The following is a 17,887-nucleotide window of genomic DNA, read 5'->3' on the forward strand; positions in this document are numbered from 1 at the left end:
AGATGGAGGAACCAATGCCCGACCTTTACGAGTCGGATGCGCTCACTCCGAAGCAGGCCTGGGACGGCGTTTCCGTGCGCCTCCTCTCCGGGCAACGAATGACGATGGCGATCGCGGAACTTGGGCCCAACGTCCGGGTCCCCAGGCATCGGCACGACAACGAGCAGATCGGTACGGTGATCCAGGGCTCAGCCCGGTTCGTGACCGACACGGAGTCGTGCGAGCTGCACGCCGGTGGCACGTACCGGTTGCCGGGTGGGATCCCGCACGAAGTCACGGCGGGGACCGAGGGTGCGGTCATCGTGGAGTGCTTCAGCCCGCCGCGTGACGACTGGGACTCGCTGCCCGAGGCCCCCAGCGGTTCCCTCCGTTGGCCTACGCGACCGGATTGGCGATGAAGGCGCTGGTGTGCGTCGGCCCACCGAATCTGGTGGAGCTGCGTGAGGTGAAGCCCCCCTTCGCCGAACATGGCGACGCGGTTGTGCGGGTTGAGGCGGTCTCGGTCAACCGGGGGGAACTGCACCGGCTGATGTCGTCGTCACACTTCGGCTGGCAGCCGGGATGGGATTTCGCGGGGGTCGTGGTGCGTGCACCTGGAGGCACGATTCCCGCGGGCGGCCGGGTCTGCGGATTGGTCGTCGAGGGGAGTTGGGCGGAGCAGCTGACGGTTCCCACCGGGCAACTCGCCCGGATTCCGGACAACGTGAGCAGTGAGGCGGCGGCGGCCCTGCCCGTGGCGGGGCTGACCGCCCTCCGGGTGCTGCGCCTCCGTGGCGACCTAGCCGGACAGTCGGTGCTGGTGCAAGGGGCGGCGGGCGGCGTCGGGCGGTTCGCGGTGCAGCTCGCGCGGCGTGCCGGAGCCCACGTGATCGCCGTGGTGGGCAGCCCCGATCGCGCTCGCGGTGTCCTGCAACTCGGGGCGCACGAGGTGGTGCACAGCCTTCAGGGCCTGCGCCGGAGGTACGACCTGATCCTTGAGTCGGTCGGCGGCAGCGTCCTGTGCCAGAGCATCGATCTGCTGGCCCCCGGCGGCCTGATGGTCTGTTTCGGCAGTTCCTCCCAGGCCGAGACCACTCTGTCGATCGCCGACTTCTACTCCAAACAGGCCACCATCCGGGGTTTCTACCTGCTGTACGACATCGTGCGGGAAGCCCCGGCCGCTGACCTGGAATATCTGCTCAGGCTCAGCGCCGACGGCGAGTTGGTGACGGATGTGGCCGCCGTCGCGGACTGGACCGACGCGGCGACCGTCCTCGGTCGGCTACGAGCCCGTCAAATAGCGGGTAAGGCCGTGCTGCGCACCTGCCCGCCCAGCCCGCGGACGCCGGGGGCGACCGATGAGTGAAGGGTCCTGGTCGCCACTCTCCGCGGCCCATGAGCAGGTTCGTGCGGAGGTCCGGACGATCGTGGAGGAGGTGGTGGCACCGCAGGCCGCGGAGCTGGACCGCAGCGGCGAGTACCCCTGGGCGTCCCATCGGGCACTGGTGGATGCCGGGCTCTATGCCCCGCACGTTCCCGCCGCCTACGGCGGCCGCGGTGCTGATGCGCTCACCTCGTGCCTGATCATCGAGGAGGTGGCCCGGGCGTGTGCCTCGTCGTCGCTGACCCCCAACGTGACCCGGCTGGTCAGCCTGGTGCTGCTGGCGGCTGGCGCCGATCAGGTCAGGGAGCGCTACCTGCCAGCGGTGATCCGGGACGGTGCGATCCTCTCGTTCGCTCTCTCCGAGACTGATGCCGGCAGCGACGTCTCGGCGATCTCGACGCGCGCCGTCCGCGACGGTGACTCCTACGTGCTGACCGGTGCCAAGCGCTGGATCACGAACGGTAACGTGGCCGATTACCACCTCGTGGTCGCGGCCACGGACCCTGGGCCAGCTTCGTGCTTCATGGTGCACGCGGATGATCCAGGGGTCCGGGTCGGTACGGCCGAGGACAAGCTCGGGGTCCGCGCGTCACCGACCTGCCCGCTGTACTTCGAAGACACGCGAATTCCGGCAGACCGGTTGGTCGGACGCGAAGGGGAGGGGCTGCGCCTGGCGCTGTCCGCATTGGACCATAGCCGGATCACGATCGGTGCGCAGGCGGTCGGTGTCGCACAGGGGGCGCTGGACTATGCGGTCCGGTACATCGAGGGGCGGCGGCAGTTCGGTCGGGCCATCGCCGAGTTCCAGGGTGTCAAGTTCACGATCGCAAACATGGCGATGAAGCTGGCTGCGGCCCGTGAACTCACCTACGCGGCGGCGGCCAGGTGTGAGGCGGGCGCCGAGGACCTGCGCTTCTACGCGGCGGCAGCGAAGTGTTTCGCCTCGGACGTCGCGATGGAGGTCACCATCAGCGCCGTACAGCTTCTCGGCGGCAACGGCTACACCCGGACGCACCCCGTCGAGCGGATGATGCGCGACGCGAAGGTGACCCAGATATATGAGGGCTCGAATGAGATCCAGCGGCTCGTCATGGCTCGAACACTGTTGGCCGACGCGTGATGTCGAACCTCCCCGGTGTTGATCAGAGATAGGATGGCCCGATGCGGTCTGTGATGCGTCTGGTCGACTGTGGCGAATTTAGTGTGGACGACGTGCGGATCCGTGCCGACCGCAGGGCATGGTTTCCGCCCGAGGTGCACACGGATTACCGGTTGGTGTTCGTCCGTAGCGGTCTGTTTCGGCTGCGCGTGGGTGACTGGGATCTCGTGGCCGATCCCATGCTGGCTTACATCGCGCGACCCGGCGACGAGCAGCAGATAGCGCACCGGGTGGACGTCACCGACATGTGCACCAGCATCACCTTCTCCGCACCGTTGCTCCGCGATGTCGTTGGCACGGATGGGCTCGGTACCACTCGGCCGATGGTCACCACCGGCCGCATCGATCTGCTTCACCGACTGCTGGTCTCCCGGGCGCGGGCGGGCACGGACGAGTTCGAGCTGCACGAGCGGGTGTCCCAGTTGCTCTACGCGATGCTGGACCCGTCACGGCAGCCGAGTCCGCCAGCGACGGTGCCGAGTACGATAACCGTCCGTCGGCTGGTGGACGGCGCACGGGAACTGCTGACCGATGACCCGGTCTCGCTCAGCCTGCGGGATCTGGCGCGTGAGCTGCATTCGTCCCCGCCCTACCTCAGCAGGGTGTTCCACCGTAACGTGGGCATGTCACTGACCCGTTTCCGTAACCGCATCCGGGTGTGTCGCGTGCTTGAGCAGATCGAAGCCGGCGAGCAAGGGCTGGCCAAGATCGCCATCGAGCTAGGCTTCGCTGATCACGCCCATATGACCCGGACCGTCCGCGCCGAGTGCGGGCACCCACCCGCCGCCTTCCGTCGAATGCTGACATCGGCGGCGGCGAGTTGAACCGATCCGGCGTCGAGGCGGTGACGCGATCGCGGTTCCGCGACACGTACCAGAGCCGCCCCCCTGCACGCCGGACGCGGGCTCGTGGAGGACCCGGGACGCTGTCGAGCGGAGAGTCAGCTTGATTCGTCGTTGCCCGACGCCGCTGCCTTCGTTATCACCCGATCGTTGAACTTCGCCAGGTCAATGACGTGGCGCTCGTGATGGCCGCGGCAAATCAGATCGGTGTCGTCGTGGCAGGTGACTCGGAAGCGTAGCCGCCTTCCGGCGACCTCGATGAGCTCGACCTCGGCCGAGACGGTCATGCCGATCGGCGTTGCGGCGACATGGCTCAGGTCGACATGGGTGCCGACGCTGTGCTGGCCAGCCGGAAGGACAGGTGCGATCGCCTCGATGCAGGTCGCCTCGACGAACGCGACCAGATACGCCGTCGCGAACACCCGGGGCATGTCGGCGAAGGCGCTGAGCGCGTGGTGCACGGAGGGAACGGTGAGGCCGTCGACGATCTTCAGCCGTCCAGCCCCGGCGAGGCCGGGGCGAAGTGTCGTTTGCATGAGCCCTCCTTTCTCGCCGGTCGGGTCACTGCGAACGACCACGGACCCGTGCGCACTGCTCCGCGGATCATATTAGCGGCTGTGGGTGGCAAACTGGAATTGTGGAGTCGGATACCGAAGACAGCGACCGGGGCGTGACATCGGGCACCGACAGCGAGCGACGCGAGGAACTCATCGCCCGGGTCCTGGAATACTCGGCCACCCACGGGTTGTCCGACATGTCGCTACGGCCGCTGGCCACGGCCGTGGGTTCGAGCCCACGCGTCCTCCTCTACTATTTCGGATCCAAGGAGGGCCTGATTCGTGAGGTTTTGGCCCGATCCCGTGCCCGGCAGCTCGATGCCGTCGAGCAGGCCGCCAACTCCGGCAGCGATCCCATCGAGACACTGTGGCGCTGGCTAACCGACCCCGGACAAGCAGAAATCGAGAGGCTGTTCTTCGAAGGGTGTGTCCGTTCGTTGCACAACCAGGACGGAGCCTGGCGTGACTTCGGCGCGGCGAGCGTCCAGGAGTGGCTGACGCCGATGCGCCAGGTGGTGACTCGCACCGGTGCTGCCGGCAACACGCCCTACGCGCCGACGCTGGTACTAGCGGCAATCCGGGGTCTCCTGCTCGACCTGCTGGCCACCCGCGACCAGGAACGGATCGAGGGAGCCTTTGCGGACCTGATCCGACTCCTCCGGACCGCACCGGAGGAGTCGGCCGGGTTGCCACCCCGTCCAGGAGTCACCTCGCCGGACGCAGCTCAGTAGGCGTCGAGAAAGGCTTTCAGCACACGTGCTCCGAACCGCAACGCGTCGATCGGCACCCGTTCGTCGTCGGCGTGGAACTGTGCGCTGAAGTCGAAGTCCGGGGGCAGCCGCAGCGGTGTGAAGCCATAGCAGGCCATGCCCAGCTTGGCGAAGGACTTGGCATCGGTGCCGGCGGAGAGGGTGTACGGCGTGGACACAGCTGTCGGATCCTCGGTGCGCAACGCCCGCTCGATCGCGGTGAACACCGGATCCTTGAGCGCCCGGCTGGTGTTCGCCATGGCCACTGCCGGCAGCCATCGCTCAAATTCCCACTGGACGCCGCTGCCGTCGAGTAGCCGTTCCACCTCCTGGCGGAAGTCCTGTTCCAATCCCGGTAGGAAGCGTGCGTCTATCAGGGCATCAGCGGTGGAGGGTACGACGTTCTCCTTGAATCCGGCGTTGACGATGGTGGCGTTGTAGGTGTGGCGCAGCGAGGCGTGCAGCATGCGCGACACCGGCCCGAGTGAATCCAGCAGATGGCGTACCGCCTCGGCGTCGCGGACATCGGTGGGAGTCTCCCGCGCCTCGGCGATCACGTCCAGGAAACGTTCCGTGCCGGTGGTCAGCTGGAACCGGCCGCCGTCCTCCAGCCTGCGGATCGCGTGGGCGATCCGCGTGATCGGATTGTCGCCATGGATCATGCTGGCATGCCCACCCGCGCCGGCCGCGGTCAGTCGGATCCACGCCACACCCTTCTCCGCAGTCTCCACCAGGTAGATCCGGCGCCCGTCACCGACCGGGACGCTGAAGCCGCCCACCTCACCGATGGCGACCGTGCAGCCGCCTATGAGCGACGGGTGTGACCGCACCAGGTGGCCGGCGCCGAGATTGCCGCCCATCTCCTCGTCGGCCAGGAACGCCATGACCACGTCCCGGGCCGGGGAGTCCCCGGTACGGCCGTAATGCCGGGCGGAGGCCAGCATCATCGCGGCCATGTCCTTCATATCTACAGCACCGCGGCCCCACAGGCAGCCGTCGCGCTCCTCGCCGCCGAACGGGTCGACTGTCCACCGTCGCTCGTCCACCGGCACCACGTCGAGGTGGCAGTGCACCAGCAGCGGGTCGAGCTTGGGCTGCCGACCCGGGATGCACACCACCACGTTGGTGCGTCCCTCTTCCGCCGCGAGCACGGTCACCGGCCAGCCAGCCTCGGTCAGCAGGTCGGCCACGTACTCGGCGGCTGGACGTTCCAACCGGCCCGGATTGGAGGTGTCCATTCGTAGCAGACCTCGACAGATTCCGACTACCTCGTCGAGATCGGTCGCGTCGGGCACCGGTCCGCCCTCAGGGGTGGCCTGTCCTGACATCACTTCCTCCGCACAATGCTCGTGGCACCCACGACGACCTGGCCGGCCGGGGAGTCGGCTACCGAGAGGAAGTCGGGGCCGGCTCGGCGGATCCGGCGGGTGTGGCGCTCTGCTCCTCGAAGGCGACGGACGGCAGGGTGACGGAAAGTGCCGACAACGTCGTCTGGTTCACCTCCCAGGTTGCGCCGGTGGGTCGGATGAAGGGGATCGTCGCCGGGTCCTCACCCCGTACGGCGCGGGCCGCGGTACCGGCGGCGAGGCTGCCGAGTTGCGCGTAGTCGGGTCCGACAGAGGCCAGCACCCCGGCCGTGGACGCGTCACCGGCGGTGATGATCAGAGGCACCTTTGCCTGTATCGCTGTGCCACCGACTGCGGGCATGCCAGCGATCATCGTGGTGTCGGGTGGGATGATCCACAGGTCGCTTCGGCCCACCAACGAACGAGCCGCCGCCGTGATGTCGCCGGATGAGGCGATCGTGGCCTCCACCAGAGTGATGTCAGGCCCGCTGTGCAGCGCTTGCTTGAAGCTCTCCGTCCAGATCCGAGAGGCCTCGTTGCTGGGATCGTAGATTGTTCCGATCCGACGTGGCATCGGAGTGATCTGCACCAGTTGCGCGAGGATCTCCGGTGGCTCGATGAAGCCCAGGCTGCCGGTGACATTGCTCTGCGAGGCATCGAGACTCTTGGCGACCTTGGCCTTGACCGGGTCGGTCATGGCCAGGCCGATGATCGGCTTTGTCGTCTCCATCTGGGCCAGTGCGATGATGCCCGGGGTGCCGGCGACCGCGAACAGGTCGTTGTCGGAGGACGCGAACTGCTGGGCGATGTTCTGGATGAGGCTGTGGTCGCCCTGTGCGTTCTTGAGATCAAAAATGATCTCGCGTGGGGCGAGTTCATCGGTCAACTGGCTCCTGAACCCGCCAATGATCTCATCGAGAAGTTCGGCCTGGCTGAGCTGGAACAGGCCGACCTTGAGGGGCGGCTGCCCCTGGCGGTCTCTCGAATCGGAGTCGGAGGCACAGCCAGCCACCATCAGCAGTGCGACGACGGCAACGACAGTTGACATGCGGAAGCGGCGGCTACGGCGTCTGTGCATGGCGCGGCTCCTTTACACGGTGGTTCAGCGACTTCGTGGTCGAGTGGCTTCGGGTGGTCGGGCCGGGCTGACGGTCTGCCTGCGTGTCTCGTCGTGCGGGCGCAGCGGGCCGGCCGGGCGGCCGGGTCGTTGTCGGCTCAGCCCTGCCCCCGAACGGCGAGTGCCGACCGGTCGGAGAGCACCGCACCCTTGGCGGCGATATCCGCGATCAGGGACTGCACGCTGAGGTTGGCCTTGGCGGAGCCCACGTAATCGCAGACGATGCGCCCGCCCGACATGACGATCAGCCGGTCACCGAGGGAGATGGCGTGCTCCATGTTGTGCGTCACCATGATGGATTTGCATCCCATCGTCGCGATGAGCTGAACCGTCAGTTGGAGCACTCGCTCCTGGGTCACCGGATCGAGGGCCGAGAGGTGCTCGTCCAGCAGGAGGATCTGCGGATCACAGAGGCTGGCCATCACAAGGGTCAGGCTCTGTCGCTGGCCGGCCGAGAGCAGCCCCACCGGCTCACGCAACCGGTCTTCGAGGCCGAGTTGCACCTGTGCCAACCGATCGCGCATCGTGACCCGACGCCGGTTCGTTACGGCCCACCGCAGGCTCCGGCGCCGACCTCGGTCCATGGCCAACGCCATGTTGTCCTCGATGCTGAGTTCTGCCATGGTGCCGGCGTGCGGGTTGTCGAAGACCCGTGCTATCCGGCCGCTACGCCGATAGTCCGGCAACTCGGTTATATCCACACCATCGGTGAGGATGCGCCCTCCGGTCGGACGGATCTCCCCTGACACCACGCCGACCAGCGAGCTCTTACCCGCACCATTCGAGCCGACCACGGTGATGAACTGCCCGTCTGGCATCCGCAGTGACAGATCGTCGAGGGCGATCGTCTCGGTCGCCGTGCCCCGGTTGTACGACAGTGAAATGTCAATGAGCTCCAGCACCGGCTGTCTCCTTGGTCCGGCCGCGTCGGGTAGATCCGCTCCAACGGCGGAAGGACGACGTCGATCCCGGGCTACGCAGCACCGTGCGCAGGCCACGCTCGGCTGCGAGCGCGGCTACCAGGATGATCGCTGTGACGCCCTTCAGATCGGTCGCTGGCACACCGAGTTGGAGCGCCAGGATCAGGATGAAACGGTAGGCCAGTGCGCCGACCAGCACGGCGATCACCACGCGCAGGACCTTGGAGCCGGCCGGTCGCACGATCAGATCGCCCAGCAGCACCGCGCCGATCCCCGCGATCAGGGTGCCGGCACCCATGTTGACGTCCGCGAAGTTCTGGCCTTGCACTACCAGGGCACCGCTGAGCCCGGCCAGCGCATTGGCGAGGAATAATGATAGAGCGAGCATTGCCCGGTCGTTGACCCCGCAGCTGCGGGCCATCCGGGCATTGACTCCGGTGGCTCGTAGTGCGAGCCCGATCCGGGTACGGAGCAGGAGCCCGACGGCCGCCAGCACGAACAGGACGACACTGCCGAAAATGGCCACCTTGATGAGGTCGCTGGTTACCGGATCCGCGACGTCGGACGCAGCGAGGATGTTCGGCGCACCGACCAGGCTCACCGATGGCCGTTCTAGGCCGCGCAGAGCCACGCTGTAGAAGCCGATCGACATGATCAGACCAGCCAGAATGACCGGTATTCGTAGCGCCAGGTGCAGCGCGGTGGTGATCAGGCCGAGACAGCCTGCAGCCATTGTGGCGACCATCAGACCCGCCGGAGCCGGTAGATCTCGCAGGACGAGACCGGTCAGCACGGTGGCGCCAATGGTGAAACTCACGTCGATCGTCAGATCAAAATCCGCGCGCAGCCGAAACACGAGGTAAATGCCGAGCACCGCGGGGACAAGGGGAAGGCCGGTGACCAAGGTGCCGAACATGAGATCGGACATCTGGCTCCTCGGGTTGGCGGCAACCGCCGAGGTCTGGTCGATTGATGATCTCGTTGAAACGACTGTTTCAGTAGAAACATAGTGGCGGTGCCAGATCAATGTCAAGAAAGTTGGTGCGGGGCCCGACGATCGGCCAATCAGCTAACCGGCGGCAGGTCGTGCCGCAGTCTCTGGTCGGCAACCTTGATCAGATCTGCGCAGACGAGCCGGAGAATCTCGACCATTGCCAACGCCGCCGGCGAGCGGTACCCGGTCGCCGGTATCGCCGCTCGTACCCGACGGAACAACCCGGAGGCATCCAGCGGTCGTACGGCGATGCCCCGGCGTACCGCCGGTAGCGTGAGTCGTGGTACCAGGGCCACCCCCACGCCGGCAGCGACCAGACCTTCGAGCGTCATCCGGTCGTCGGTGCGCAGCACGACGGCGGGTTCGAAGCCGGCCAACCGGCACGCCCGGGGTAGGACGTCCAGTGTCGCGCCGTGCCACACGCCCTGGATCCACCGTGCCTCCGCCAGGTCGGCCAGGCGTACCCGGGGGTGCTTGGCCAGCGGGTGACTCTCCGGCAGACCGATGTGGAGCGGGTCGTCGATGAGATCGACCTGGTGCAGGTCGTCGCGCTCGGGCCGCTCCGGCTCGAACTCGTAGACCAGGGCCAGTTCGATCTCCCGGGTGAGCAGTTTGGGGATGCACTCGTCCGGGTCACCCTGAGAAAGTTCAAGCCGAATTCCGGGATGGCGTCGCCGGAATTCGGCGATTGCCTGCGGTACGAGATACGCCCCGGCGGTGGCGAACCAGCCGATCCGCAGCAGGCCGGAGTCGATCGCGGCCAGCGATTGCAGTGCCGCCTCGGCGATCGCCATCCGGGTAAGGATCTCCTCAGACTCCCGTACCAGCAGGCGCCCCGGCTCGGTCAGGGTAGCGCCCCGCGCCCCGCGCTCCACCAGCGTCGTGTTCACCTCGCGTTCGAGTATGGCGACCTGTTGGGAGACCGCCGAGGGGGTATAGGCCAGCGCGCGTGCGGCGCCGGTAAAGGATCCGTGGCGTGCGACCTCGCAAAGAATCCTCAAACGACGTACGTCGAGCATGAAGCGATCCTTAAAGCTACCTATAGTGAGTGGAGCTTGTCTAAATGCTAGCGAGGTGGCTAGCATCGGGCGAGCCATCCTGGTAACGGACTTTCTGTCCCCGGTGGGTGTCCATCCCCAGGGCTGCCGATCTCCGGGAGCTGGCGTCGGCGCCCTACGCTCGCCTCATGCATGGGGGATTTGATGATCAGCAACTCCGTGTCGTCTACACGGCAGCCGCCAATCACGCCGCACCCCGCGGACGACGCCGTGCCTGCCACGTCCGCGCAGGAGCAGCTCTGGCTGTTGCAGCAACTGAAGCCCAACGCGACGGTGAATCATCTTTCCCTGATGGTGGACATTCAAGGTCCACTGGAGATTGACGCCCTGCGCAGAGCTTTGCAGGCGGTGGTCACGCGGCATGATGCGCTGCGGGCCGTTTTTCGACGGTCCGCGGGAACGCTCATCCAGGAAGTTCTGGCTGACAATCCGCACTTCACGATCTGTGACCTGGAGTCGGTCAGCCCCGGCGAGCGGGATCGGCAGCTGGCGAATGTCCGGGCCGATCACCTGCGCAGACCATTCGACCTGGCGGATGGGCCGCTCATTCGATTCGTCCTGGTCGTCTTGGACTTGGACAGATACCAGCTGCTCCTGGTCGGGCACCGGATCGTCATGGACGAGGCGTCACTCGACATCCTCACCCGCGAGCTGCTGGACTGCTACCGCAGCTTCGCGCAGCGCCGCCGACCCGAACTGCCCCCGTTACCGTTCCGTTTCATCGACTTCGCCCACCAGGCTGCCCGGCGTGGACCGGGTGCGGACCTCGATTACTGGCGTCGGGCGCTGGCCGACCTGCCCGATCCTCTGGAGCTGCCGTTCACCCGGGCCCGTGGCACCGAGCTCTGTCTCGATGCCGAGGTGCTGCCGTTCCGGATGACCGATCGGGTCGTGGGCGGCGTGCGGCAGCTCGCCGAACAGGAGGGCACCACGCCGTACGCCGTCCTGCTGACCGCGTTCGTGGTGCTCTTGCACCGGTACACCCGGAGCCGGGACATCGTCCTGGGCGCGATGCGCGAGGGGCGTTCGGCGCCGGGTGCGACGGAAGTGATCGGTGCGTTCGCCGATCTCGCAGTTCTGCGGATCGGCCTGCCGCCGGACCCGACCTGGCGCGAAGCGGTGCGGCTGGTCCGCGACGAACTGGCGGCGGCGCAGGCGCACCCGGACGTGTCCTTCCAGCAGCTGGTGCAGGCGGTCCGCCCGGAGCGTCACCTCAACCTGCACCCGTTGTTCCAGGTCATGGTCGCCCCGGCCCCCGATGCCGGCCGACATGGCGTCGAGGAGGTGGTCTTCGACATCGATGCCGGCCACGGAGAGCAGATACTCTACGATGTCGAACTGCGTATCGACACCGACGGTGGTTTGCTCAAGGTGTCCCGCGAACTGTTCGGCCGTGAGCATGCCGAGGAGATCCTGCACCACTACACCGGGCAGCTGGCGCAGTTGATCGAGGAGCCGGACACCCACCTGTCGAACCTGTCCCTGCTGACCGGTGTGGAACGAGCGGTGATCGTCCGGGACTGGAACCAGACCGGGACCGACTTTCCTGCCGGTAGCACCATTCAGTCACTCTTCGACACGTGGGCCGAGCGAACGCCGGACGCGCCTGCCCTGCACTGGCCCACCGTCGACCTGACCTACGCGGAACTGGAGATCCGCGCAAACCAACTCGCGCACCACCTTCGCGGCCTGGGGGTGGGGGTGGAGACCCGGGTGGGCCTCTACTTCGGGCACACCGCGTCCTGGGTGGTCGGCGCGCTGGCCACACTGAAGGCCGGCGGCCTCTACGTACCCCTCGACCCGGCATACCCGAGCGACCGGCTGACCGCCATGTGCGAGGACGCGGACGTCAAGGTGCTTCTGCTGCACAGCGCCGCGCAGGACGGGCTGGACTTCCCGGCGGCGAAGCGGGTCTTCCTGGACACCGACGAGGCTGTGATAGCACGCGAGTCAAGCCATCCACCAAAGGTGGAGGTGGGCCCGGACAATCTCGCGTACATCATGTTCACCTCAGGGTCGACCGGCCGCGCCAAGGCGATCGGGGTCACCCACCGCAACGTGGTACGAACCGTGTGTGAAACTCCGTACGTGGATTTCCGGCCGACCGACACGGTGGGGCAGGCATCCAACATCTCCTTCGACGCGGCCACCTTCGAGGTGTGGGGCGCGCTGCTCAACGGCGCGCGTCTGGTCGGCCTGCGCAAGGAGGACGTGCTGGACCCGCACCGCCTCAAGGCGCAGTTGCTGGCGCACCAGATCACGATCTTCTTCCTGCCCGCCGCGTTAATGAAGCACATCGTCAGCGAACAGCCGGACACGTTCGGTTCGCTGCGATACTTCTTCTCCGGTGGAGAGCAGGCGGATCTACACACGATCCGCCGGATGCTGCGGCACGGCCCGCCAGAAAATCTGATCAACCCGTACGGGCCAACCGAGACCACCGTCTTCGCCATCGTCTACCGGTGCAACGACATGCCCGACACCGAGACGTACGTGCCCATCGGTTACCCGATCGGTAACACCACGAGCTACGTGCTCGACGAGTACCTCCAGCCGGTGCCCGTCGGTGTCGTGGGAGAACTTTTCGTCGGTGGTGACGGTGTGGCTCGCGGGTATATCGGCCAGAGCGATCTCACCGCGGACAAGTTCATCGCCGACCCGTTCAGCGATCAACCAGGTGCCCGCCTCTACCGCACCGGTGACCTGGCACGCTACCGCCAGGAGGGGATGATCGACTTTCTCGGCCGGATGGACCGCCAAGTCAAGATCCGCGGTTTCCGGGTCGAGCCCGCCGAGATCGAGAACTGTCTGCTCGGCACCGGCCTGGTGCGCGAGGCGTCGGTCCAGGTCGGCGTCGACCGCAGTGGCGACGAGGTGCTCGTGGGGTACGTGACGCCCATCGGCACCGAGGTCGACACCGAGCAACTGCGGGAACAGGTCCGCGCCCGGCTCCCGATCTACATGGTTCCCGGTGTTTTCGTCACGCTCTCCGCGTTTCCGCTCAACGCAAACGGCAAGTTGGACATCCCCGCGCTCAAGCGCGTCCAGCCCAGCGAGGCGACGGGTGAAACGGCCGAGGCGCCGACGCCCACCGAAGCCCGCTTGCTGAAGCTGTGGCAACAGGTTCTCGGGGAGCGGATCGCGGTCTCCGACGACATGTTCACGGCGGGGGGCGACTCGCTGTCCCTGGTTCGGTTCATCGAGCAGGTTGGCGCCGAGTTCGTTATCGAGGTGCCCTACCGGGCCGCCTTCGATTGTCGGACCGTGGCTGCCCTGGCCGTCGAGATCGATCTGATACTGCCCGCAGGGCATGCGACGGAGACGGCGTACGGCGCATCGGCACCGTCGTCGGCCGAGGTCACGGGCAACGACCAACAGCAGTTGCTCGACATCTGGCGCGAGGTACTTGAGGTTCCCACCCTCGGCCCCGACGACAACTTTTTCGACAACGGCGGGCACTCGCTGAAGGTCACCCGGGTGGTGTCCCGGGTACGCACGGTCTTCGGCTGGGACGTGCCGGTCAGCCTACTGTTCGAGAATCCGACCGTAGCCACCTTCGCCGCGGCCTTGGCGGCGGTGATGGCCGAAGGGCCCGAGTCGCCCGTGTCAACGGCGATCAACCCGATGGCCACGGGTTCGCAGGACAGCATCGACTCCCTGCTCGACGAGATCGAGCGGCTATCTGAGGGCGACGTGGATCGCCTCCTCAATCCCGAAAGCTGAGCGGCCAGCCGATGCTGGACTTCGTCAAGCGGATCGACGCGATGACTCCGGAGCAGCGCCGCGCGCTGCGCACCACGCTGGACACGCGGGGAGAGCAGCTGAATGTCTTCCCACTCTCCCCGGCACAGCAACGGATGTGGTTCCTCAACCAGATCTACGGCGATCTGCCGCTCTACACCGTGCCGTACGCATTCTGGCTCGTGGGGCGTCTTGACACCGGTGCCCTCGGCGAGGCGCTGCTCGGGCTGGCTCGCCGGCACGACGCGCTACGCACGGCGTTCTTCGACGTCGACGGAGTGCCGTACCAGACGGTGCTTCCGGACAGCGACTTCCGCCTGGCGGTGCGGCACTGGCGGCCGCAGGACGCGGCCCGGCGCGACCTGGTGGACCGCCTCCTCGACGCCGAGGCAAGGCGCACATTCGACCTCACCCGCGGCTCGTTGGTCTCCGGCACGGTACTGACCAGCGGAGATCAGGACGACCGACACCTGTTGCTGCTGACCATGCATCACATCATCTGCGACGGCTGGAGCATGGGCATCATCTTCCGTGAGATCGAGGAGGGTTACACCGCCGTGATCGAAGGGAGAGAGCCGAATTTCGAGCCGCTGTCCGTCCGTTACGTTGACTTCGCCCGTTGGCAGGCCACCGATGTCAATGGCGAGAGATGCCAGAGACAGTTGCGGTACTGGCAGGACGAGTTGGCCGATCCGCCGGCGGCGCTGACGTTTCCGGACCGACCGCCTCCGTCGACGGCCGGCCTGTCCGTTGGCGAGTTGGAGTTGGCGCTCTGGCCCGCGTCTCTTGCCAGATCGGTGGAAGCCCTCAGCCGAGCTGAAGGAGCGACGCCGTTCATCACGATGCTGGCCATCTTTGCCGATCTGCTGCGTCGACGGACCGGGACCACCGATTTCATCGTAGGGACACCGGTGGCAAACCGGACCAGGCTGGAGGTCGAAGGGCTGGTCGGCCTCTTCGTCAACACGCTGCCGCTGCGGCTACGGCCATCCGGCGAGGAAAGCCTGCGCGAGTCGCTGCGGAAGGTGCGCTCGGTGACTTTGCGTGCGCAGACGCACCAGGACGTCCCGTTCGGAACGATCGTCGAGTCGCTCGGGGTGCACCGTACGAGTGGCCGCAATCCCCTGTTCGAGGTCTCCTTCATCGTCCAGGACCGGGAGACAGAACTCCTTCGCCTCCCCGGGCTGGAGGTGTCGATCGCACACGGCCACAGTGGCACGGCAAAGTTCGATCTGGCTGTGGGTTTGGTGTTCCTGACCGACGGGCTCAAGTGTTCCATCGAATACCGCCGGTCGGTGTTCGACCGGGAGTACGTGCGTGGACTACTCGACGAGATGCGAGAGCATCTGGAGGCCGCGCTCGCCGACCCGGATCAACCGATGGGATCGTTGAACGGCCGGGTGCCCCGGTGATGAGGATCGAGCGTCCACGGGGAATGGCGGCCTTCGTCGTCATCTGGCTGGGCCAGCTGTTGTCGGCCGCCGGCACACGAATGATCAACTTCGCGCTGGCCATCTGGGTCTGGCAACAGACCGGACGTGCCTCCGATCTCGCCCTGCTCACACTCATGGCGTTCGCCGCCACCGTGGTGGTCAGCCCGATGGTGGGCAGCCTGGTCGACCGGATCGGTCAGCGGACGTCAATCATCGTGAGCGACGTGGGCTCGGTGCTGACGACCGTCGCGGCCCTGGTCCTGTTCGCGACCGGCGCCGCCTCGTTCTGGCCGCTCGTCGCGGTGAACACGATCAGCGGAGCGTTCCTGGCATTCCAGTACCCCGCCTACGCCAAGCTCATCACGCTGCTGCTGGTCAAGGAGCAGTACACCCGCGCCAACGGGATGCTCTCGCTGGTGCGTTCGGTTCCCGCGATTTTCGCTCCCGGCATCGCCGGGCTGCTCATCGCCTACTCCGGCATCTGGAGTGTGCTGCTGGTGGCCCTGGCGTCCTTCGGGATCGCGATCGTGACGGTCCTGCTGATCGCGCTGCCGAAGCGCCCCGAGATCCAAGCTGATCCGGGCGGGAGCAGGTTCTGGAAGGACTCGATCCTCGGCTTCCGCTACCTGTTCCGCCGCGCTGGCTTTCTCGGTATGCAGGCGATCCTGTTCGTGGTGGGCCTGGTGTCCGCGATGGGTTTCATCGTGCTGACACCTCTGGTCCTGATCAAGGCTGACAACAACGAGGCACTTCTCGGTGCCATCAATTCGATCGGCGCGGTGGGCGGTGCGTTGGGTGCGTTGCTGGTCAGCGTGCTCAGGCCACCGTCACGCAAAATCTGGTGGATCCTGGGCGCGAGCATCGTCTTCAGCCTGTTCGGCAGGGTCCTCATGGGGTTCGGCGACGGCCTCGTCCTCTGGGCGATCGCCTGGTTCGTCTCCTGGATGAGTGTGCCGTTCGTCGAGGCGTACTCACTGACGATCTGGCAGCAGAAGATCCCGCCCGCGGTGCAGGGTCGGGTCTTCGCCGCCATGCAGTTCATCAGTCAACTCGCGCTACTCATCGGCTTCTCGGTGACCGGCGCGTTGATCGACCGCGTTTTCGAACCGCAGGCTCGGGAGGGGTACGGCCTCGTCGCGCTGTTCGAGCCGGTGGTGGGCACGGGCCCCGGGGCGGGGATGAAGCTGGTGTTCCTGCTGTCCGGCCTGATCGGCATCGCCGCAGCTCTCTACGGCATCTTCGCCCGGAGCGTTCGCGACCTGGAGATTCTCGTGCCCGACCACGGCGCTGCCGATCCCAGCTCCCCCGAAGGGGACGCCGCCTCGGACCCCGGCACCCAGGAGAAGGTCAGCCCGATCGTGGGGGCGTCCCTGGCGGGTGCCGAGCACGAGCCGGCGAGCTTGACTGACGTGCCGTCAACCGCTTCCACAGTAAATGAAAGGCGCGAGGACCGGTGAGCATCGACGAGCCGTACTACCGGGTCGTGGTCAATGACGAAGAGCAGTACTCGCTCTGGCCACTCCACAAGGAACCAGCAGTCGGCTGGCGGGACGTCGGAACGTCCGGCAGCCGTAGCGAATGCTTGGCTGAGATCAAACGGATCTGGACGGATCTCCGCCCGAAGAGCCTGCGCGTCTAGTCGTGGCGAGAGCGGGAGTCATGTACGGATACTCGTTGAACGGGGTCGGCGGCCTGCACGTCCTGCGATCCGGCGGCTCACCCCATCTACACCTGGTGCATCCGGGTGGCGGTGGCATCACCGCTTATCAGGGCCTGGCCGCCGCATTACCACAGGGGTGGACCGTCACTGCATCCGATGACATGGGCCAGGGCGATTCGGTGGAATTGTTGGCCGGTACCTACCTCCGCGAGCTACTCGGCCGTTCGTACCTGCCTGACCTGCTGGGGGGATGGTCACTGGGCGGCCTGGTCGCGTTCCAGGTAGCACGACTCCTGGTCGCCGCCCGCCGTCCACCGCCACCGCTGGTGCTGTTGGACACTCCACCTCCAGGCACCAGTGGTGCGATGCCCGACCGGCCGCGCATGAATCTCGAGTTCGTCGGGATGTTGTGGTCCTCGCTCGGGCTGCCGGTCGATCGCGCTCCGCAGCGGCTCGACGGCGATGACGAGCCGGCGATGCGGGTGTTGGCGGAGGCGTTGCAAAGCGTCGGCGAGTCGTTGGAGCTGGAGTTTCTGCTGACCCGGCTCAACATTTTCCGGCGTCACCGACGAGCCTTGGTCAGCTATGCTCCGGCTAAGCCGATCGCCACGCCCAGTCTCATCATCCGTGGTGCCCTGGGCGAAGATGTGGTCCTCGGCTGGCGCAGGTTGTTGGACGTGGATCCGACCGTGGTGGCGATTCCCGGCGGCCACTACAGCATCCTTGCGCCCCCCAACCTTTCTCTGGTCGCCGGCTTGATCTGCGAACTGTCGGCCCGCGAACGCTGATCCGGGCCGAAATGAATGACGGGTGAGCCGGCCTCGCCGGTTCAGATCGGAATTGATGTATCGAGGGTGATTAGCGAGGGATGCGCCCGAGCTGCAAGGATGCGAGTGGTTGACGCCTGCGCACACTGCGAATTGACGCAACCCGAGTTTGTGATGGGCG

General features: G+C 66.4%; 16 protein-coding genes. 10 read left to right on the top strand and 6 right to left on the bottom strand.

Translation table 11 applies throughout. The features are described 5' to 3' along the window. Window positions 1–14: 14 nt before the first annotated feature. The 4 genes from KIF24_RS06915 to KIF24_RS06930 are packed head-to-tail and all read left to right on the top strand — an operon-like array spanning window position 15 to window position 3,346. Window positions 15–398 (top strand): cupin domain-containing protein, encoded by a 384-nt coding sequence (locus KIF24_RS06915; RefSeq protein WP_221083321.1) that lies wholly within the window; start codon window positions 15–17, stop codon window positions 396–398. Continuing rightward, on the top strand, window positions 395–1,345 hold the full coding sequence (locus tag KIF24_RS06920; protein WP_221083322.1) for a zinc-binding dehydrogenase: 951 nt from the start codon (window positions 395–397) through the stop codon (window positions 1,343–1,345). Before KIF24_RS06915 ends, KIF24_RS06920 begins: the two co-directional genes overlap by 4 nt. Next, complete coding sequence (locus tag KIF24_RS06925) at window positions 1,338–2,483, top strand: acyl-CoA dehydrogenase family protein (RefSeq protein WP_221083323.1); 1,146 nt, start codon at window positions 1,338–1,340, stop codon at window positions 2,481–2,483. The genes KIF24_RS06920 and KIF24_RS06925 overlap by 8 nt, the downstream gene beginning before the upstream one ends. Window positions 2,484–2,524: 41 nt before the next feature. Further along, window positions 2,525–3,346: an AraC family transcriptional regulator gene (locus tag KIF24_RS06930; protein ID WP_221083324.1), complete on the top strand. Its 822-nt coding sequence runs from the start codon at window positions 2,525–2,527 to the stop codon at window positions 3,344–3,346. A gap of 116 nt (window positions 3,347–3,462) precedes the next feature. Here KIF24_RS06930 and KIF24_RS06935 read toward each other — a convergent pair whose 3' ends face one another. Further along, the gene (locus KIF24_RS06935; protein ID WP_221083325.1) at window positions 3,463–3,942 is read right to left on the bottom strand and encodes a thioesterase family protein; all 480 of its coding nucleotides are present in this window, start codon (window positions 3,940–3,942) and stop codon (window positions 3,463–3,465) included. A gap of 92 nt (window positions 3,943–4,034) precedes the next feature. Between KIF24_RS06935 and KIF24_RS06940 the strand changes: the two genes are divergently transcribed. Continuing rightward, the gene (locus tag KIF24_RS06940) at window positions 4,035–4,652 is read left to right on the top strand and encodes a TetR/AcrR family transcriptional regulator (RefSeq protein ID WP_221083326.1); all 618 of its coding nucleotides are present in this window, start codon (window positions 4,035–4,037) and stop codon (window positions 4,650–4,652) included. Here KIF24_RS06940 and KIF24_RS06945 read toward each other — a convergent pair. The 5 genes from KIF24_RS06945 to KIF24_RS06965 form a co-directional block, all read right to left on the bottom strand. Further along, on the bottom strand, window positions 4,646–5,998 hold the full coding sequence (locus KIF24_RS06945) for a M20/M25/M40 family metallo-hydrolase (protein ID WP_221083327.1): 1,353 nt from the start codon (window positions 5,996–5,998) through the stop codon (window positions 4,646–4,648). The two genes, KIF24_RS06940 and KIF24_RS06945, sit on opposite strands and share 7 nt — an antisense overlap. Window positions 5,999–6,056: 58 nt before the next feature. Next, on the bottom strand, window positions 6,057–7,094 hold the full coding sequence (locus tag KIF24_RS06950) for an ABC transporter substrate-binding protein (protein WP_221083328.1): 1,038 nt from the start codon (window positions 7,092–7,094) through the stop codon (window positions 6,057–6,059). Window positions 7,095–7,231: 137 nt separating this feature from the next. Next, window positions 7,232–8,035 carry an ABC transporter ATP-binding protein gene (locus tag KIF24_RS06955; RefSeq protein ID WP_221083329.1) on the bottom strand — a complete coding sequence of 268 codons (804 nt, stop codon included), beginning with the start codon at window positions 8,033–8,035 and terminating at the stop codon, window positions 7,232–7,234. Beyond that, window positions 8,019–8,981, bottom strand: a complete 963-nt coding sequence (locus KIF24_RS06960; RefSeq protein WP_221083330.1) for an ABC transporter permease — start codon at window positions 8,979–8,981, stop codon at window positions 8,019–8,021. The genes KIF24_RS06955 and KIF24_RS06960 overlap by 17 nt, the downstream gene beginning before the upstream one ends. Before the next feature lie 137 nt (window positions 8,982–9,118). Further along, window positions 9,119–10,144 carry a LysR family transcriptional regulator gene (locus tag KIF24_RS06965; RefSeq protein WP_331461024.1) on the bottom strand — a complete coding sequence of 342 codons (1,026 nt, stop codon included), beginning with the start codon at window positions 10,142–10,144 and terminating at the stop codon, window positions 9,119–9,121. Window positions 10,145–10,249: 105 nt separating this feature from the next. On the opposite strand from KIF24_RS06965, the gene KIF24_RS06970 reads away from it, so the two are divergent. Genes KIF24_RS06970 through KIF24_RS06990 form a run of 5 tightly spaced genes read left to right on the top strand, consistent with a single transcriptional unit; the run spans window position 10,250 to window position 17,727 of the window. After that, window positions 10,250–13,828: a non-ribosomal peptide synthetase gene (locus tag KIF24_RS06970; protein ID WP_230415340.1), complete on the top strand. Its 3,579-nt coding sequence runs from the start codon at window positions 10,250–10,252 to the stop codon at window positions 13,826–13,828. An 11-nt stretch (window positions 13,829–13,839) separates the two neighbouring features. After that, on the top strand, window positions 13,840–15,258 hold the full coding sequence (locus KIF24_RS06975) for a condensation domain-containing protein (protein ID WP_221083333.1): 1,419 nt from the start codon (window positions 13,840–13,842) through the stop codon (window positions 15,256–15,258). A gap of 23 nt (window positions 15,259–15,281) precedes the next feature. Next, the gene (locus KIF24_RS06980; RefSeq protein ID WP_269440652.1) at window positions 15,282–16,736 is read left to right on the top strand and encodes an MFS transporter; all 1,455 of its coding nucleotides are present in this window, start codon (window positions 15,282–15,284) and stop codon (window positions 16,734–16,736) included. Further along, on the top strand, window positions 16,733–16,918 hold the full coding sequence (locus KIF24_RS06985) for an MbtH family protein (protein WP_221083335.1): 186 nt from the start codon (window positions 16,733–16,735) through the stop codon (window positions 16,916–16,918). Before KIF24_RS06980 ends, KIF24_RS06985 begins: the two co-directional genes overlap by 4 nt. Window positions 16,919–16,953: 35 nt before the next feature. After that, a complete protein-coding gene (locus KIF24_RS06990) occupies window positions 16,954–17,727 on the top strand; it encodes a thioesterase domain-containing protein (RefSeq protein WP_221083336.1) in 774 nt (257 codons plus the stop codon). Window positions 17,728–17,887 lie beyond the last annotated feature (160 nt).

Source organism: Micromonospora tarapacensis (genome assembly GCF_019697375.1).
Lineage (GTDB): Bacteria > Actinomycetota > Actinomycetes > Mycobacteriales > Micromonosporaceae > Micromonospora > Micromonospora tarapacensis.